Annotated in this window: 16 protein-coding genes; 8 read left to right on the top strand and 8 right to left on the bottom strand. The window is 31.0% G+C overall.

Features of this window, described 5'->3' with window-relative positions:
- Positions 1-20 precede the first annotated feature (20 nt).
- From ACP15M_RS02370 to ACP15M_RS02360, 3 genes are read right to left on the bottom strand one after another with little or no spacing between them, the layout of a single operon-like run.
- Entirely contained in the window at positions 21-569 is a 549-nt protein-coding gene (locus ACP15M_RS02370) for an RsmD family RNA methyltransferase (RefSeq protein ID WP_425075567.1), read from the bottom strand.
- Positions 569-1378: a DUF3822 family protein gene (locus ACP15M_RS02365; RefSeq protein ID WP_425075566.1), complete on the bottom strand. Its 810-nt coding sequence runs from the start codon at positions 1376-1378 to the stop codon at positions 569-571. The genes ACP15M_RS02370 and ACP15M_RS02365 overlap by 1 nt, the downstream gene beginning before the upstream one ends.
- A gap of 3 nt (positions 1379-1381) precedes the next feature.
- Positions 1382-2122 carry a hypothetical protein gene (locus ACP15M_RS02360; protein ID WP_425075565.1) on the bottom strand — a complete coding sequence of 247 codons (741 nt, stop codon included), beginning with the start codon at positions 2120-2122 and terminating at the stop codon, positions 1382-1384.
- A gap of 204 nt (positions 2123-2326) precedes the next feature.
- On the opposite strand from ACP15M_RS02360, the gene ACP15M_RS02355 reads away from it, so the two are divergent.
- From ACP15M_RS02355 to ACP15M_RS02330, 6 genes are read left to right on the top strand one after another with little or no spacing between them, the layout of a single operon-like run.
- The gene (locus ACP15M_RS02355; RefSeq protein ID WP_425075564.1) at positions 2327-3754 is read left to right on the top strand and encodes an ATP-dependent DNA helicase; all 1428 of its coding nucleotides are present in this window, start codon (positions 2327-2329) and stop codon (positions 3752-3754) included.
- Positions 3755-3756: 2 nt separating this feature from the next.
- Positions 3757-4323 (top strand): DUF4126 domain-containing protein, encoded by a 567-nt coding sequence (locus ACP15M_RS02350; protein WP_425076058.1) that lies wholly within the window; start codon positions 3757-3759, stop codon positions 4321-4323.
- Positions 4324-4369: 46 nt separating this feature from the next.
- Positions 4370-5101: a 3-deoxy-manno-octulosonate cytidylyltransferase gene (gene kdsB / locus ACP15M_RS02345; RefSeq protein WP_425075563.1), complete on the top strand. Its 732-nt coding sequence runs from the start codon at positions 4370-4372 to the stop codon at positions 5099-5101.
- The gene (locus ACP15M_RS02340) at positions 5098-5802 is read left to right on the top strand and encodes an HAD family hydrolase (protein WP_425075562.1); all 705 of its coding nucleotides are present in this window, start codon (positions 5098-5100) and stop codon (positions 5800-5802) included. The genes kdsB and ACP15M_RS02340 overlap by 4 nt, the downstream gene beginning before the upstream one ends.
- A 35-nt stretch (positions 5803-5837) precedes the next feature.
- On the top strand, positions 5838-6920 hold the full coding sequence (locus ACP15M_RS02335; protein ID WP_425075561.1) for an iron-containing alcohol dehydrogenase family protein: 1083 nt from the start codon (positions 5838-5840) through the stop codon (positions 6918-6920).
- Position 6921: 1 nt separating this feature from the next.
- Positions 6922-7470 carry a 1-acyl-sn-glycerol-3-phosphate acyltransferase gene (locus ACP15M_RS02330; RefSeq protein ID WP_425075560.1) on the top strand — a complete coding sequence of 183 codons (549 nt, stop codon included), beginning with the start codon at positions 6922-6924 and terminating at the stop codon, positions 7468-7470.
- A 296-nt stretch (positions 7471-7766) separates the two neighbouring features.
- Here the strand turns inward: ACP15M_RS02330 and ACP15M_RS02325 are convergent, their stop codons facing one another.
- The 4 genes from ACP15M_RS02325 to ACP15M_RS02310 are packed head-to-tail and all read right to left on the bottom strand — an operon-like array spanning position 7767 to position 11679.
- Positions 7767-8162 carry a MerC domain-containing protein gene (locus ACP15M_RS02325; protein WP_425075559.1) on the bottom strand — a complete coding sequence of 132 codons (396 nt, stop codon included), beginning with the start codon at positions 8160-8162 and terminating at the stop codon, positions 7767-7769.
- Positions 8163-8217: 55 nt separating this feature from the next.
- Positions 8218-9561 carry a hypothetical protein gene (locus ACP15M_RS02320; RefSeq protein ID WP_425075558.1) on the bottom strand — a complete coding sequence of 448 codons (1344 nt, stop codon included), beginning with the start codon at positions 9559-9561 and terminating at the stop codon, positions 8218-8220.
- Positions 9558-10970 carry a DUF3526 domain-containing protein gene (locus ACP15M_RS02315; protein WP_425075557.1) on the bottom strand — a complete coding sequence of 471 codons (1413 nt, stop codon included), beginning with the start codon at positions 10968-10970 and terminating at the stop codon, positions 9558-9560. Before ACP15M_RS02315 ends, ACP15M_RS02320 begins: the two co-directional genes overlap by 4 nt.
- A 7-nt stretch (positions 10971-10977) precedes the next feature.
- The gene (locus ACP15M_RS02310; protein WP_425075556.1) at positions 10978-11679 is read right to left on the bottom strand and encodes an ABC transporter ATP-binding protein; all 702 of its coding nucleotides are present in this window, start codon (positions 11677-11679) and stop codon (positions 10978-10980) included.
- Positions 11680-11725: 46 nt separating this feature from the next.
- On the opposite strand from ACP15M_RS02310, the gene ACP15M_RS02305 reads away from it, so the two are divergent.
- Complete coding sequence (locus tag ACP15M_RS02305; protein WP_425075555.1) at positions 11726-12145, top strand: Fur family transcriptional regulator; 420 nt, start codon at positions 11726-11728, stop codon at positions 12143-12145.
- Between the two features lie 259 nt (positions 12146-12404).
- Complete coding sequence (locus tag ACP15M_RS02300; protein WP_425075554.1) at positions 12405-13082, top strand: metal-dependent hydrolase; 678 nt, start codon at positions 12405-12407, stop codon at positions 13080-13082.
- A 4-nt stretch (positions 13083-13086) separates the two neighbouring features.
- Here the strand turns inward: ACP15M_RS02300 and ACP15M_RS02295 are convergent, their stop codons facing one another.
- Positions 13087-13980, bottom strand: coding sequence for a sterol desaturase family protein (locus ACP15M_RS02295; RefSeq protein ID WP_425075553.1), 894 nt, complete (start codon positions 13978-13980; stop codon positions 13087-13089).
- Positions 13981-13993: the final 13 nt, after the last annotated feature.

The raw sequence follows: 13993 nt of genomic DNA, 5'->3' as shown, positions 1-13993 counted from the left end.
ATGAAAAGGGTTTTTGTTTTTTAAGTTTCAGAATTTAATTCAAAAAAACTAAAACAATTACCACCATAACTCTTAGAATACGAATAATTTGTTAAATGTGATAAATCTGTATGTTTCGAATGTTCTACAATGAGCAAACCATTTTCTGCTAAAAGATTGTTTTCAAACACTAATTCAGGAATTTTTGAAAATTCTTCAACAGGAAAATTATAAGGAGGATCTGCAAAAATAACTGTAAACTTCTGTTGCGTTTTTTCAAGATATTTAAAAACATCACTTTTAATTGTAGCGATAGACATATTAAAACTTTCAGACGTTTCGTTTATAAAGTTAATACAACCATAATGGTCATCAACTGCAGTGATATGTTCAGTACCACGAGAAGCAAATTCATAACTTATATTTCCTGTGCCAGCAAACAAATCTAATACAGAAACTTCATCAAAATAATAATGGTTGTTTAAAATATTAAATAGCGATTCCTTTGCCATATCTGTCGTTGGACGTACAGGTAACTTTTTTGGAGCTGTAATTCGTCGGCCTTTAAATTGTCCTGATATAATTCGCATTAGTTAAAACTATTTAAGAGAATAAAATTATTGTGTTTGACCTCTGGTTGCTTCGTTGTATTAAAAGTATAGTTACAAGTTGTCTCTATAAAATCGACAAAACGAACATATTTATAAACTATTTTGAATAAATTGTCATCTTTGCTAATATTTCCAGAAAGATGAATTTTTACAATCTCAGGATTGAGTTTTAGTTGCTCAATTGCGAATAATATGTAGTAAATAAAATCTTCTTTAGTATTATAATTAAATGTGTTGTAGTATATGAGTTCTTTTTCTTTTGCAGCGATCATTTCAAAATGAAGCTGACCAACATTTATATACAATTCAACATCCTTATGTTTTGAAGACTTTTGTAAAATAGTTTCAATCAATATCGTTGAAGCGTGTTTATAAACAAAACTACCAAAAGTATCAAATAGGTAATTGTTAACATTAACCAAAGGTACATATACGTTAACACTATTATTAGTAGTTATTGTATCATAATTTATAAAATCACTTTTCAAGATTTTTGCATTAAATTTTAAATAATCTGCTAAATGATTTTCATCAAATAAAGGTTGTGGAACCAATGTAGAAAGTTCATTTTGATAAATGCATAATACAGAATCAAATGTTTGATTAAAATCTGCATTAGATTCTATAATCGTCTTTAATTGGTTAAGTAACTCAAAAGGAGTTGCTTTTTTCTCATGATGTACATGTTGTAAGCGCTCAACAGTATTGGTTGATCGATTTAGAATACAAAAAGAAAGTCCACTCAAACTAATTTGAATGGACAAGTCTCTAATTATATTGGGTTTCAAAACCTAGTCTTCTTTTTTTGAATTGTAACTTTTTGGCCAATTACCTTTGGTGTAAACCTCTGTCATTGAACCAACCTTTAGTGTAGGTCCATTAACACCATCTACAGCTACAACTTGCTTTTCTTTATTAACTAAATGTTTGTCTTGGTCATGAAGAATAATGTCTTTATCTACAGATGCTTCAAATACAGGAATATTGTCTTCTGGAAGTTTACCAGCTTCAAGTTTAAACTTAGCACCAGACTTACCAATAGGAACATTCATCATGGTCTTATATCTAGTATCTGCTCCAAATAAAGAATCTTTAACAGGAACAAAGCCAAGTGTGTCAATAATAACAATGTCTTTAAAGGTTTCTACACCTCCAAAACGCTTTGTCATTTCTTTATCAAGAATTGTAGAGTCTTTACGTTGAGTGATAGTGAAACTTGCAGTATCTATAAATTTAATTAAGGCATCAAAATCATCAGAAAATTCACCAGTAACAGTTCTATGTGCTAATTGAGCATCTCTAATATCCTTTAAGCTTTCAATAACTGTAACATAACGTTTTTTCTTGAGTTGGTTAAACTTAATTTCACCATAAACAGAATCAAAAGTTAAGTAGCCTAAAAAGATAATAAGTATCCAAAGCAAAATATTTAATACTGGTTTTGCTTTTTTTGGCACAAACCTATCGATTATCCAAACGATAACTATCGTAAGAATGATTAAGCCTACAACTGTAAGAACTGCTGTTAACATAGTTAATTTATTTTATTAGTTATTTTTAGTAAAGGTACTACGCAAATCTACAATTTTTTTTTGTTCACAAAAAAACTTAGAAACAAAAAAGAATTAAAAGCCTAAGATATAAAAATTGTTTCATAATAAATTAAATTTATAAACCATTTCAAGACAGCTCATATTTAGTTTATCTTGCATAAAAAAGCATTTATAACATTTTGTATGACAGCATCAGATTTCTACAAACATCTTAAACAAAAATTTCCATTTCAGCCTACAACAAAACAACTAATCGTTTTAGAACAATTATCTCAGTTTGTATATGATGACAGTTCAAATAGTTTATATCTTCTTAAAGGGTTTGCAGGAACTGGAAAGACTAGTATTATTGGAACTTTAGTATCCAATCTTTGGGAAACAAAACGAAGTGCTGTACTCATGGCTCCAACAGGTCGAGCGGCAAAAGTAATTTCAAATTATTCTAAAAAGGAAGCTTTCACAATTCATAAAAAAATATACTTCCCTAAAAAAGACAAAGGAGGAGGTGTAAAATTTGTACTGCAACCCAATAAGCATCGAAATACCATTTTTATTGTAGATGAAGCCTCAATGATTCCTGATATTCCAGCAGATTCTAAACTTTTTGAAAATGGTTCGTTACTTGATGATTTAATGCAATATGTATATTCTGGTCATAAATGTAAGCTCTTATTAATTGGAGATAAAGCGCAATTGCCTCCTGTAAAATCAGAACTTAGTCCAGCATTAAATTCGCAAGTGCTTACGATGAATTATAATAAAAATGTAACAAGTGTTGAATTAGATGAAGTTGTACGACAAGAACAAAATTCTGGTATTTTAGACAATGCTACGCGACTTAGAGAAGTCCTTGATAATGAGTTTTATGAATCGTTTAAGTTTAATGTTAACGGATTTAAAGATATTGTTCGTTTGATTGATGGACATGAGATTATGGATGCAATCAATGAATCTTATAGTCAAAATGGTCACGAAGAAACCGCTATAATTGTTAGGAGTAATAAACGAGCAAATCTTTACAATCAACAAATTAGAAACCGAATTCTGTTTAATGAAAATGAATTGACTGTAGGCGATTTTTTAATGGTTGTTAAGAACAATTACTTTTGGATAAAGCCAACAACCGAAGCAGGATTTATTGCCAATGGAGATATTATTCAGGTTTTAGAAATTTTTTCGATAACTGAATTATATGGTTTTCGCTTCGCGGAAGTCAAAGTAAAAATGGTAGATTATCCTAGAATGAAACCTTTTGAAACGGTTTTATTACTAGATACGATTGAAGCTGAAACACCTTCATTACCTTATGAAGAAAGCAACAGATTGTATCAAGAAGTACAAAAAGATTACGAAGACGAAACTTCTAAGTATAGAAAATTCCTAAAAATAAAAGGGAATAAACATTTTAACGCATTACAAGTTAAATTTTCGTATGCCATAACCTGTCACAAATCACAAGGAGGACAATGGAACACCATTTTTGTAGAACAACCATATTTGCCAAATGGTATCGATAAAGACTATTTAAGATGGTTGTATACAGCCTTAACTCGAGCTAAAGAAAAATTGTATCTTATAGGCTTTAAAGATGACTTTTTTGAAGATTTATAATGATGACAATTGAAACATTAATAAGTATTTTTTTAGGTATCGGACTTTCAGCGTCTGTTGGATTTCGAGTATTTGTACCTTTATTTGTACTAAGCTTGGCTGCCTATTTTAATGTTTGGGAACTAAATGAATCTTGGGAATGGGTTGGGAGTTTAACAGCAGTAATCACACTTGGTGTAGCTACTTTAGTAGAAATTTTTGCTTATTATATTCCATATATTGATAATGCTCTAGATTCTATAGCTATTCCATTAGCAGCCGTAGCTGGAACAGCAGTTATGGTCTCTACTGTGGCAGATTTAAGTCCAGCGATAACTTGGGCTTTAGCCATTATTGCAGGAGGAGGAACTGCAGCTGCTGTAGCAGGAAGTTCTGGAGCAACAAGATTGGCTTCAACTGCAACTACAGGAGGAATTGCTAATCCAGTAGTATCAACTATAGAAACAGGAACTTCAGTTGTGATTTCTATATTGTCTATTTTTGTTCCTATTATAGCTTTTGTTGTTGTAATTATTATTTTATATTTCGTTTTTAAACTTTATAAAAAGATTAAGACAAGTCAGCCTTAAATTCCTTTAAAAAGTTTTATTTTTGAATGAATTCTTTCAACCCTCTATGAAAATAATTTCAATGATACCTGCACGTTATAGTGCGTCTAGATTTCCTGGCAAACTCATGCAGAATTTGGCTGGAAAATCTGTGATATTAAGAACCTATGAGGCTACAGTTGCTACACAGTTATTTGATGAAGTATATGTGGTAACAGATAGTGATATCATTTTTAATGAAATAGTTTCTCATGGAGGAAAAGCCATTATGAGCAAAAAAGAACATCAATCTGGAAGTGATAGAATTGCAGAAGCTGTTGCAGATCTTGATGTTGATATCGTGGTAAATGTACAAGGTGATGAGCCTTTTACCGAAAAGGAAAGCTTAAAAAAAGTATTGTCGGCTTTTAAAGACGATCATAATAAAGAAATAGATTTAGCATCTTTAATGGTTGAAATTCATGATTGGGATGAGATTCGAAATCCCAATACAGTTAAGGTTATTGTAGATCAAAATAATTTTGCATTGTATTTTTCAAGAAACCCAATTCCGTATCCAAGAGATAAGGAAGCAGGAGCGCGTTATTTTAAGCACAAAGGAATTTATGCATTTAGAAAACAAGCTTTACTTGATTTTTACAAATTGCCAATGCAGTTTATTGAAGCAACAGAAAAGATTGAATGTATTCGATATTTAGAATATGGTAAGCGAATTAAAATGGTCGAAACATCTGTTCAAGGTGTTGAGATTGACACACCAGAAGATTTAGAACGCGCAAAACAACTTTGGAAAGATTGAATAGCGAATATAAAAATATAAAAGTAATTGGGTTTGATGCAGATGATACGCTTTGGGTAAACGAAACGTATTTTAGAGATGCAGAATTAGAATTCGCAAAACTGCTAGCTAAATATGAAACGGCTAATAAAATTGACCAAGAGCTATTTAAAATGGAAATGAAAAACCTTCCGTTGTATGGTTATGGTGTTAAAGGTTTTGTGTTATCAATGGTAGAAATGGCTTTAGAATTGTCTAATTATGATGTTTCAAATTCAACAATCAATGCTATTTTGAACATAGGAAAAGACATGTTAAATAAACCTGTTGAATTGCTTGATGGCGTTGAAACCACACTTAAAACCTTGTCTAAAAATTACAGATTAATATTAGTGACTAAAGGCGATTTACTTGATCAAGAACGAAAATTAGAAAAGTCTGGATTAACAGATTATTTTCACCATATAGAAGTGCTTAGTGACAAGCAAGAAGCTAACTATTCTAAATTGTTAAACCATTTAGATATTTTACCTTCAGAATTTTTAATGATTGGTAATTCTCTAAAATCTGATATTTTGCCTTTAGTAAATATAAAAGCTAAAGCCATACATATTCCGTTTCATACCACATGGTTACATGAAGAGGTAAGTGACGATGAAAAAAATAATAAAACATATAAAACAGTACATAGTTTGCTTGATGTAATTCAGGTATTAAACTAATACAAAAGCAAAGCTTTATTTAAGATAATAACCGAATGAGCTATAAAAATTATCCAATGGTGTCCAGAGTTGTGTTTGGACGAGGCAGTTTTAACCAGTTAGGCGATATCATTGCGCCTAAACGTTTAAACATAAAAGCACCATTTATTTTTTTGGTTGATGATGTGTTTAAAGGAAATTCATGGTTGACCTCTAGAATTCCTTTAGCATACAATGATCAATTACTATATATTTCAGCAGATGAAGAACCTAAAACCTCTCAAGTTGATGAGTTAGTAGAACAAATTATATTAACACATAAAGACCGACCATCTGGTATTATAGGAATTGGAGGAGGTACAATTTTAGACCTTGCCAAAGCTGTTTCTATTTTGTTAACCAATGAAGGAGAGGCAAAAAATTATCAAGGTTGGGATTTGGTTAAAACACCAGCAATTTATCATGTTGGAGTACCAACAATTTCAGGAACAGGAGCTGAAGTTTCAAGAACAACAGTATTAACTGGTCCTCAAAAAAAACTTGGTATCAATTCAGATTATACACCTTTTGATCAAGTGATTTTAGATCCAGAATTAACCAAAGATGTACCAAAAGATCAATGGTTTTATACAGGAATGGATTGTTACATTCATTGTATAGAATCTTTAAATGGGACTTATTTAAATGCATTTAGCCAAAGTTATGGTGAAAAAGCATACCAGTTATGTCTTGATATTTTTATGAATGGCGAATTGACTGAAAATGAATCTCAAGATAAACTCATGATGGCATCTTGGCATGGCGGAATGAGTATTGCTTATTCGCAAGTTGGTGTAGCGCATGCTATGAGTTATGGACTGTCTTATTTATTAGGAACAAAACATGGTGTTGGAAACTGTATTGTATTTGATCATTTAGAAGAATTTTATCCCGAAGGTGTAAAATTATTCAAACAAATGAAGCAAAAGCATAACATTAAGTTACCACAAGGATTGTGTGCTAATTTGAGTGATGAGGAGTTTGATATCATGATTAATGTTGCTTTGAGCTTAGAGCCACTGTGGATCAATGCTGTTGGTAAAAATTGGAAACAATTAATTACTAGAGAAAAGCTGAAAGGATTATATCAAAAGATGTAATATGCGATGGTTAGCAAAATTTATCTATTTTAAACTTCTAGGATGGAAAGTCACAGGGAATACTACATTCTCAAAAGATACCATTAAAAAAGCTGTTATTATTGCGCTTCCTCATACAAGTTGGCATGACTTTTATATAGGTATTTTACTTCGAAAGGTTGTAAATGTTAAAACAAACTTTGTTGGTAAAAAAGAGTTATTCAAATGGCCATTTGGTTATTACTTTAGAGCAGTAGGAGGAGCTGCTTTAGATCGTACTTCTGGTCAAAATAAAGTTCAAGCTATTGCTAAATTATTTGAAAACAAAGACGAATTTAGATTGACTCTAGCTCCAGAAGGCACCAGAAAAAAAGTCGAAAAATGGAAAACAGGATTCTATTATATTGCGAAAGAAGCTCAAGTACCAATTATTATGTTTACACTCGATTTTGCAAATAAACAGAATCATATTTCTGAGCCGTTTTATCCAACCGATGATTTTGAAGCCGATTTAAAATTTATGAAGGCCTTTTATAAAGGTGTTATTGGAAAAAAACCAGAATACTCGTAAAAATGACGTATTGTCTTAAAACAGTTGTCGAATATTTTATGATTTAATCTATAAATCAGTTATTTAAAGTTAAAATGGCATTAAATTTGAAATGATTGATAGTATACTCATAACTGAAACATAAAGTAAACGTTTTCGTCCCTAAAAAGAAACAGTTATGACAATAAATAAAAGCTAATCTAAATCCTTTAGGTTAGCTTTTTTTTAATTTATTAGAAGTTGTTTGTACGCTTTTGAGTTAAAAAAAGAACGTACACTTGTAACAATATAAACTGTTTTGATGGTTTTTTCTCATTTTATGAACAACATTTTTCCTCCTTACATTGGCAATAGTTTAAGTTATACAAATGTAAGCCTGCGAGTATAAATGCAATGGTATACGTAAGGAGTTCTGGTAATAAAATCCAATGTGTTTTTTCATTCATTATTAGTAAAAACAAAAATGCCCAACTTATCCATAAAGCATATTTCATAAAGTTTTTAGAAGTGGTTTGTGTAGAACGATAAATTGCTAAAAAAGAAATAACTAAGAATAAAAAATCTAAATTTTTCCACCAAACAGGTGTTGTCTCACAACCATGTGCCGAACAACTATGAGCAATAAAAAGTAGAGGAGTGGCAAGGCAATGAACAACACAAAGTGTACTAGCTAATGCGCCAAAAGTATCAGGTTTTTGTAGAGTGAATTTCATGCCGATTTTTTAATTTCTTAATGATTTAATTTAGGTTTTAAGAAGTATCTAATTTTTATATCTTAGGTTGGTCTTTTTTTGTTTGTAAGACTTTTAAAATTGTATTGTATTCTAAAAATTTTGCTTTGTCTACTTCTATATCATTCCATATATCTAACACCATTACTTCAATACGTTTATCAATTAAAGTTTGAATGTTGTTTCTATATGTTTTATAGTCATTATAATGTGTATTGGATAACTGGTTTAGTTTATTTTGAAAATATGCTACAGGATTGAACCAATACGTTTTAGCAATGATGTTATTTTTAATTTGATTATCATTTTCAATAGTAGCTACTGCATCTTTCATTGCAAGATTTGTTAATGCTTCTATAGAGTTTCGTCTAGCTCTTTTTATTTTAATGGTGTCTTTTGCAATTTTAGTTTGTTTTAAATCTGGATATAAATTAAAAAGTTGCTTGTCTATTAGTTCATTTGATTGCGCATAGATGTCTTCAGTTTTATCTCTTTTTACATCAATGATATCTACCATTAAATTAGTTGGCTTTTTAATGCTAACCCATTGCTGTATCACAGCAGGAACGATAAAAGCAAAAAGTAACCAAACACCTATCATTTGTAAGGTGTTAGAAATGGTGTTTCTTCCATGTCTAATAATTAAAAAGTAAAAGCTACTCCATAATAACAGGTAAAGAGTTACACATACAAAAATCATCCAAAAATTTGAATTTGAATTAAAAACGTTAGTAAGCATTGCACCATAAAGCATTAAACTAAATAATACTAAGAAAAGTAAGATGGTATAAAATGCGGTTCTAGAGGCAATCCACCAGTTTTTAAAGCCAGTTTGCACAATTATAAGAGGTAAAAAGCCTTGTTCGGCTTCAGAACCTTTAATATTGTATAGTAATACCAATAGTAAAAGAGGCAACAGAAATAAGACTACAAACGAAAAATCTAAAGTGCCAAATTGAATACGCTCAGGATTTGAAATTTCTTTAGCCATATCCTTATCATACGGATTGCTAGATGTACTAATTGCCTTATAAAATCCATAGTGTTCTGTTTGCCCAATGTTATAAACTATAGCTGCAGAAGGCTTTTTATAATGATATGTTGGTGTATTCCAAATTGCCCAAAAGGGAGTCGTGTTATCTACCCAAGGCCTATTTTTTGGCCCTTTTTCACCATTTTCAAAATATGCGATTATTGTTTCTTTATCAGTATTAGCTTTTTGGTGAAGTCTTTCAATTTCCTTGTTTTGTTTTTCATATAAATCAGCTCCATTGTGTAAACCATGAATGCTAGCAACTATAAACAATAATAAGGCTACAATTTTAAATGGGTTTCTGGAAAAATGCTTCCATTCGTATAAAAATATATTTATGTTTCTCATACGATTTGTATTTTTTTTGCTCCAAAAAAGATAAGAGATGTGACAATAACTGACCATAAAATAAGCAGTACTACATCTAATATATAGTTTGATATGACAGATAGAATTTGAGTAGGTTTATGATTAAAATCTGGAACCGATTTAAAAAAAGCATTATCTGCTTTCCAGCTCCAATTTCCTGTTTTTGAGCCTCCAAAAGCATGTTCATCATTAAGTAATTTAATAAAAGTTCTTCTATAGGTTTCTACTTGCAGTAAAAACTCTTGATGATGTAAATTGTCACTAGCCATAAAACCCATACTTGTATTTTGCAGTGAAATAAATGGGTTTATAAAGCCACCTAACTGAAAACTATGCTTTTGCTTATTTAAGATATTACGATTGCTGCCAAAATGTTTATCCCAAACGCTATTGCCATAGTCTTCATCAGCTTGCATGCGTATGCCATCAAAATTTATTGGCAGTTGTGACAAGCTATCTACGCCATATTCTTTTAAAACTTTTTCTTTTAAAGCAACAGCTCTTTTGTCTCTAGGATTATGTCCATCTAAGCCTTTTGAGCGATCTTCACTCATTGCAGATTGAAATTCATTTCTACTAGGAAGTGGATGCCATTTTTCGGCAGAACTCATAATAATATTAGGAATAAAAATTGTCCAAAGAATCCAAATACCTAGCATAGATGTTAAAGCTAACGTAGTATTTTTCCATCGAGTTGAAAAGAAAATTGTAAGTCCGCTTATAATAAAATAATACAAAGCATATGATGTGAAAAAAAACAAGGTTCTAACGAGAATGTCTGTTGTTATATTTTGAAAATTTAATACACCATAAAACAAAAGAATAAAAGCTAACAGACTAATTCCATAGAGCCATACTGAAAAGGTTTTAGCAAAAATAAGTTGTATCGGATTAACACCTTGTAGTATCAATACTTTTAGTCTTCCGCTTTGTTTTTCACTATGAATTGAATGAAATGCTAAAAAAATAAGTATAAGAGGAACAACATATTGTAATATTAACGACGGTTTTAGTTTTCCAAACTTTGAAACCGCTTGCATCTGAGACGCTTCAGAATGTATAATTTCATTTTGTACATGTCCTTCAACACGAAGTACATTGCCTGTAACGCTGTTTACACCTTCATCGAGACTGCTTAATAAATTTGAAGGTTTAAATACATAAGTACCATAATGCGCTGCACTGTGAGGATTCATTTCATCTAATTGAACCCATTGTTGACGAACATGGTCTTTAGCATTGTTATGCGTAAGTGTTTTCTTTTGAGTTTGGTAACGTCCTAATAAAACAGAAATAACTAGAATTAAAACAAACACAATGCTCACACTTAAAAATATGCGACTTCGTACTAAAAAACGCCATTCATTTTTAATGATTTGCTGTATCATAATTCAGTTAGTTTTGCATGAATTGTAAGTACAATGTTTCTAGCTCATGAGCACTTACATCTTTACTGTTAAGCTCTTTTACCAAAACACCATTTTTTAAAATACCAATTCGATTACATACTTCTCTTACTCGAAAAATATCGTGTGAAGCCATTAGTATAGTTGCTCCATCTGAAGCTAGTTTTTTAAGAAGATTAGAGAGTTCATTACTAGCTAAAGGATCTAAACCACTAGCTGGTTCGTCTAATAAATACACTTTAGCTTTTTTTGCATATGCGATAGCAATACCAACTTTTTGACGCATTCCTTTAGAATAACCACTTACTTTTTGAGCATGTGCATTTTGTTCTAAACCACAAGTTGTTAAGTAGTCTTTTAGTTCCGTTTTTGAATATTTTAATCCTGATAACCTACAGAAATAATCTAAGTTTTCTATACCTGACAAATATGGATACAGATTTACATTTTCTGGAATATAACCTATTAGTTTTCTAGTTTCATGAGAATTTTTGCTAGTATCTATTTTGTTTATTTCTATAGTTCCAGAATCTGGATTTAAAAAACCAAGCAGCATGTTAATAGTCGTAGATTTACCAGCTCCATTTGCTCCTAATAAACCTAAAATTTCACCTTCACGGATTTCTAAATTTAGATTTTGAACAGCAGGTTTATTCTTAAATGATTTGCTAACACTTTGTAGATGTATCATTGGTTTTATGTTTAATGCAACTATGTTGCAAAATTAAAAATAAAATTTGCAACCGCAACTTGGTTGCTTTATTTTTGTGGTTATGGGAATTGTTAGAAAAACAAAAGCTGTAAATACAGTACTACAACTTTTAGAAGGAAAAGGCAAAGCTAAATCTGTTGTTAACCTTATTGAACTAGTCAAAGATGAAATGAATAAAACTACTGTTTATCGAATTTTAAGCAGGTTAGAAGAAGACGGAATTATTCATTCGTTTAATGGAAAAGATGGATTAAAATGGTATGCAAAATGCAATGAAGGATGCTCTGCTCATAATCATACAGATAAGCATCCACATTTTCAATGTACTAAATGTAATAAGGTAGAATGCTTAGAATTAGAGATAGATATTCCACCTATAAAAAATCATAAAATTGATACTACAGATATTTTATTGATGGGACAATGTGAAGCTTGTAGCGCTTAAAATAGTGTTGCTAAGCAACTGTGTCATAGAATTATATAATCATATACACATTAAGTTTTCATAATTATTTTAACATAAATATTTGGTTTTCAAATAATTAATCCTTATATTTAGTATTGAAATTTTGTAGGTCGGCATTATTTGCTATTATGTTGGCAATAAAATTTGGGGCTTTAAAACTCAGACAAATTATCTTTAATCTGTCTGAGTTTTTTCGTATTTTTCAGAGGTATTTAATTCATTAAAAAACACGCTTCATATGCAAATTACATTTTATGGACACGCTAGTTTAGGTATTAAAATTGCAGATATACATATTTTAGTCGACCCTTTTATTTCTGGAAACCCGAAAGCTTCTCATATTAATATAGATGAACTTGAAGCAGATTTTATTCTAGTAACACATGCACATCAAGATCATATACTAGATGTTGAAGCTATTGCAAAGCGAACAGGAGCTGTTATCGTTTCTAATTTTGAAATTGCCACATATTATGATAAGTTAGGATTAGAAAACCATCCTATGAATCATGGCGGACAATGGGAATTTGAGTTCGGAACCATTAAATACGTCAATGCTATTCATACATCTTCTTTTCCTGATGGCAGTTATGGAGGCCAACCAGGAGGTTTCGTTATAGAAGGCGAGCATAAAAATATTTACATTGCAGGTGATACTGCTTTAACTATGGATATGAAGTTGATTCCGCTTCATATCAATCTCGATTTAGCCATTTTACCAATTGGAGATAATTTTACTATGGGAATTGATGATGCACTTATTGCTAGTGATTTTGTAGCATGTGATAAAGTTTTAGGTTATCACTTTGATACCTTTGGCTATATTGAAATAGACCATGAAGCTGCTAAACGAAAATTCTTCGATAAGGATAAAGATTTAATGTTGCTAGAAATAGGTGAGAGTATTGAGTTGTAAAAGGTTATTGATTGTCTAACCATTGTTTTCTCAAATCATCACTTATTTGTCCTGTGCCATCATGTTTCCAACCAGGAGGTTTTATGAGATATAGGAATCTGTTTTTTAAAGATTTTCGTCCAGTAAATGCATCTTTAAACATATACAGCCATTCTGTAAATGCAATTTTTATAGGATTATAAGTATGTATATTCTTTACTAAGCCATATACTACTTTTTCATTTTTTAGTTCTGGCTGAAAGGTTCCAAAAAGCTTATCCCAAATGATGAGTATTCCTGCGTGATTTCTATCTAAATATAAAGGATTGCTGCCATGATGCACACGATGATGTGAAGGTGTATTGAAAATAGCTTCAAACCAACGTGGTAATCTATCAATGGCTTCAGTATGTATCCAAAATTGATACAATAGGCTAATTGACATCTGAAGCATAATCATAGCTGGATGAAATCCTAATAAGGGTAACCACAGCCAAAAGATAAAAGTATAAAAGCCTCCAGACCATGTTTGACGTAAGGCTGTACTCAAATTGTAGTGTTGTGACGAATGATGCACAACGTGTGATGCCCAAAACAGCCTACATTCGTGTGATACACGATGAAACCAGTAATAGGCAAAATCATCAGCAAAGAAAATAAGTATAAAACTCCACCAAGTCACAGGAATGGTTAGTAATCTAAAATTCTCATACACATAAAAAAACACCAACAACACTAAAGCTTTACTAAAAAAGCCAAGAAATACATTTCCTAATCCCATGGCAATTGAAGAGAATGCGTCTTTAGATTCATAAGTCTTAATCCCTTGCCTTATTGTTATGTATAACTCTAGAAGCATTGCCAAAACAAAAAATGGAATAGCGTATAAAATGATATTTGGAAAGTTTGGATCTTGCATTTAGGACATCTTT

Source organism: Psychroserpens sp. S379A, from assembly GCF_049800755.1.
GTDB lineage: Bacteria > Bacteroidota > Bacteroidia > Flavobacteriales > Flavobacteriaceae > Psychroserpens.
Note: the sequence above shows the minus strand (reverse complement) of the source record. Positions and strands in the feature narration are given on the sequence as shown.

Bases quoted from the DNA above. Each gene is read 5' to 3' on its own strand.
- ACP15M_RS02370 (WP_425075567.1), bottom strand. From the start codon at position 569: ATGCGAATTATATCAGGACAATTTAAAGGCCGACGAATTACAGCTCCA.
- ACP15M_RS02360 (WP_425075565.1), bottom strand. From the start codon at position 2,122: ATGTTAACAGCAGTTCTTACAGTTGTAGGCTTAATCATTCTTACGATA.
- ACP15M_RS02355 (WP_425075564.1), top strand. From the start codon at position 2,327: ATGACAGCATCAGATTTCTACAAACATCTTAAACAAAAATTTCCATTT.
- ACP15M_RS02350 (WP_425076058.1), top strand. From the start codon at position 3,757: ATGACAATTGAAACATTAATAAGTATTTTTTTAGGTATCGGACTTTCA.
- kdsB (WP_425075563.1), top strand. From the start codon at position 4,370: ATGAAAATAATTTCAATGATACCTGCACGTTATAGTGCGTCTAGATTT.
- ACP15M_RS02335 (WP_425075561.1), top strand. From the start codon at position 5,838: ATGAGCTATAAAAATTATCCAATGGTGTCCAGAGTTGTGTTTGGACGA.
- ACP15M_RS02330 (WP_425075560.1), top strand. From the start codon at position 6,922: ATGCGATGGTTAGCAAAATTTATCTATTTTAAACTTCTAGGATGGAAA.
- ACP15M_RS02325 (WP_425075559.1), bottom strand. From the start codon at position 8,162: ATGAAATTCACTCTACAAAAACCTGATACTTTTGGCGCATTAGCTAGT.
- ACP15M_RS02320 (WP_425075558.1), bottom strand. From the start codon at position 9,561: ATGAGAAACATAAATATATTTTTATACGAATGGAAGCATTTTTCCAGA.
- ACP15M_RS02315 (WP_425075557.1), bottom strand. From the start codon at position 10,970: ATGATACAGCAAATCATTAAAAATGAATGGCGTTTTTTAGTACGAAGT.
- ACP15M_RS02310 (WP_425075556.1), bottom strand. From the start codon at position 11,679: ATGATACATCTACAAAGTGTTAGCAAATCATTTAAGAATAAACCTGCT.
- ACP15M_RS02300 (WP_425075554.1), top strand. From the start codon at position 12,405: ATGCAAATTACATTTTATGGACACGCTAGTTTAGGTATTAAAATTGCA.
- ACP15M_RS02295 (WP_425075553.1), bottom strand. From the start codon at position 13,980: ATGCAAGATCCAAACTTTCCAAATATCATTTTATACGCTATTCCATTT.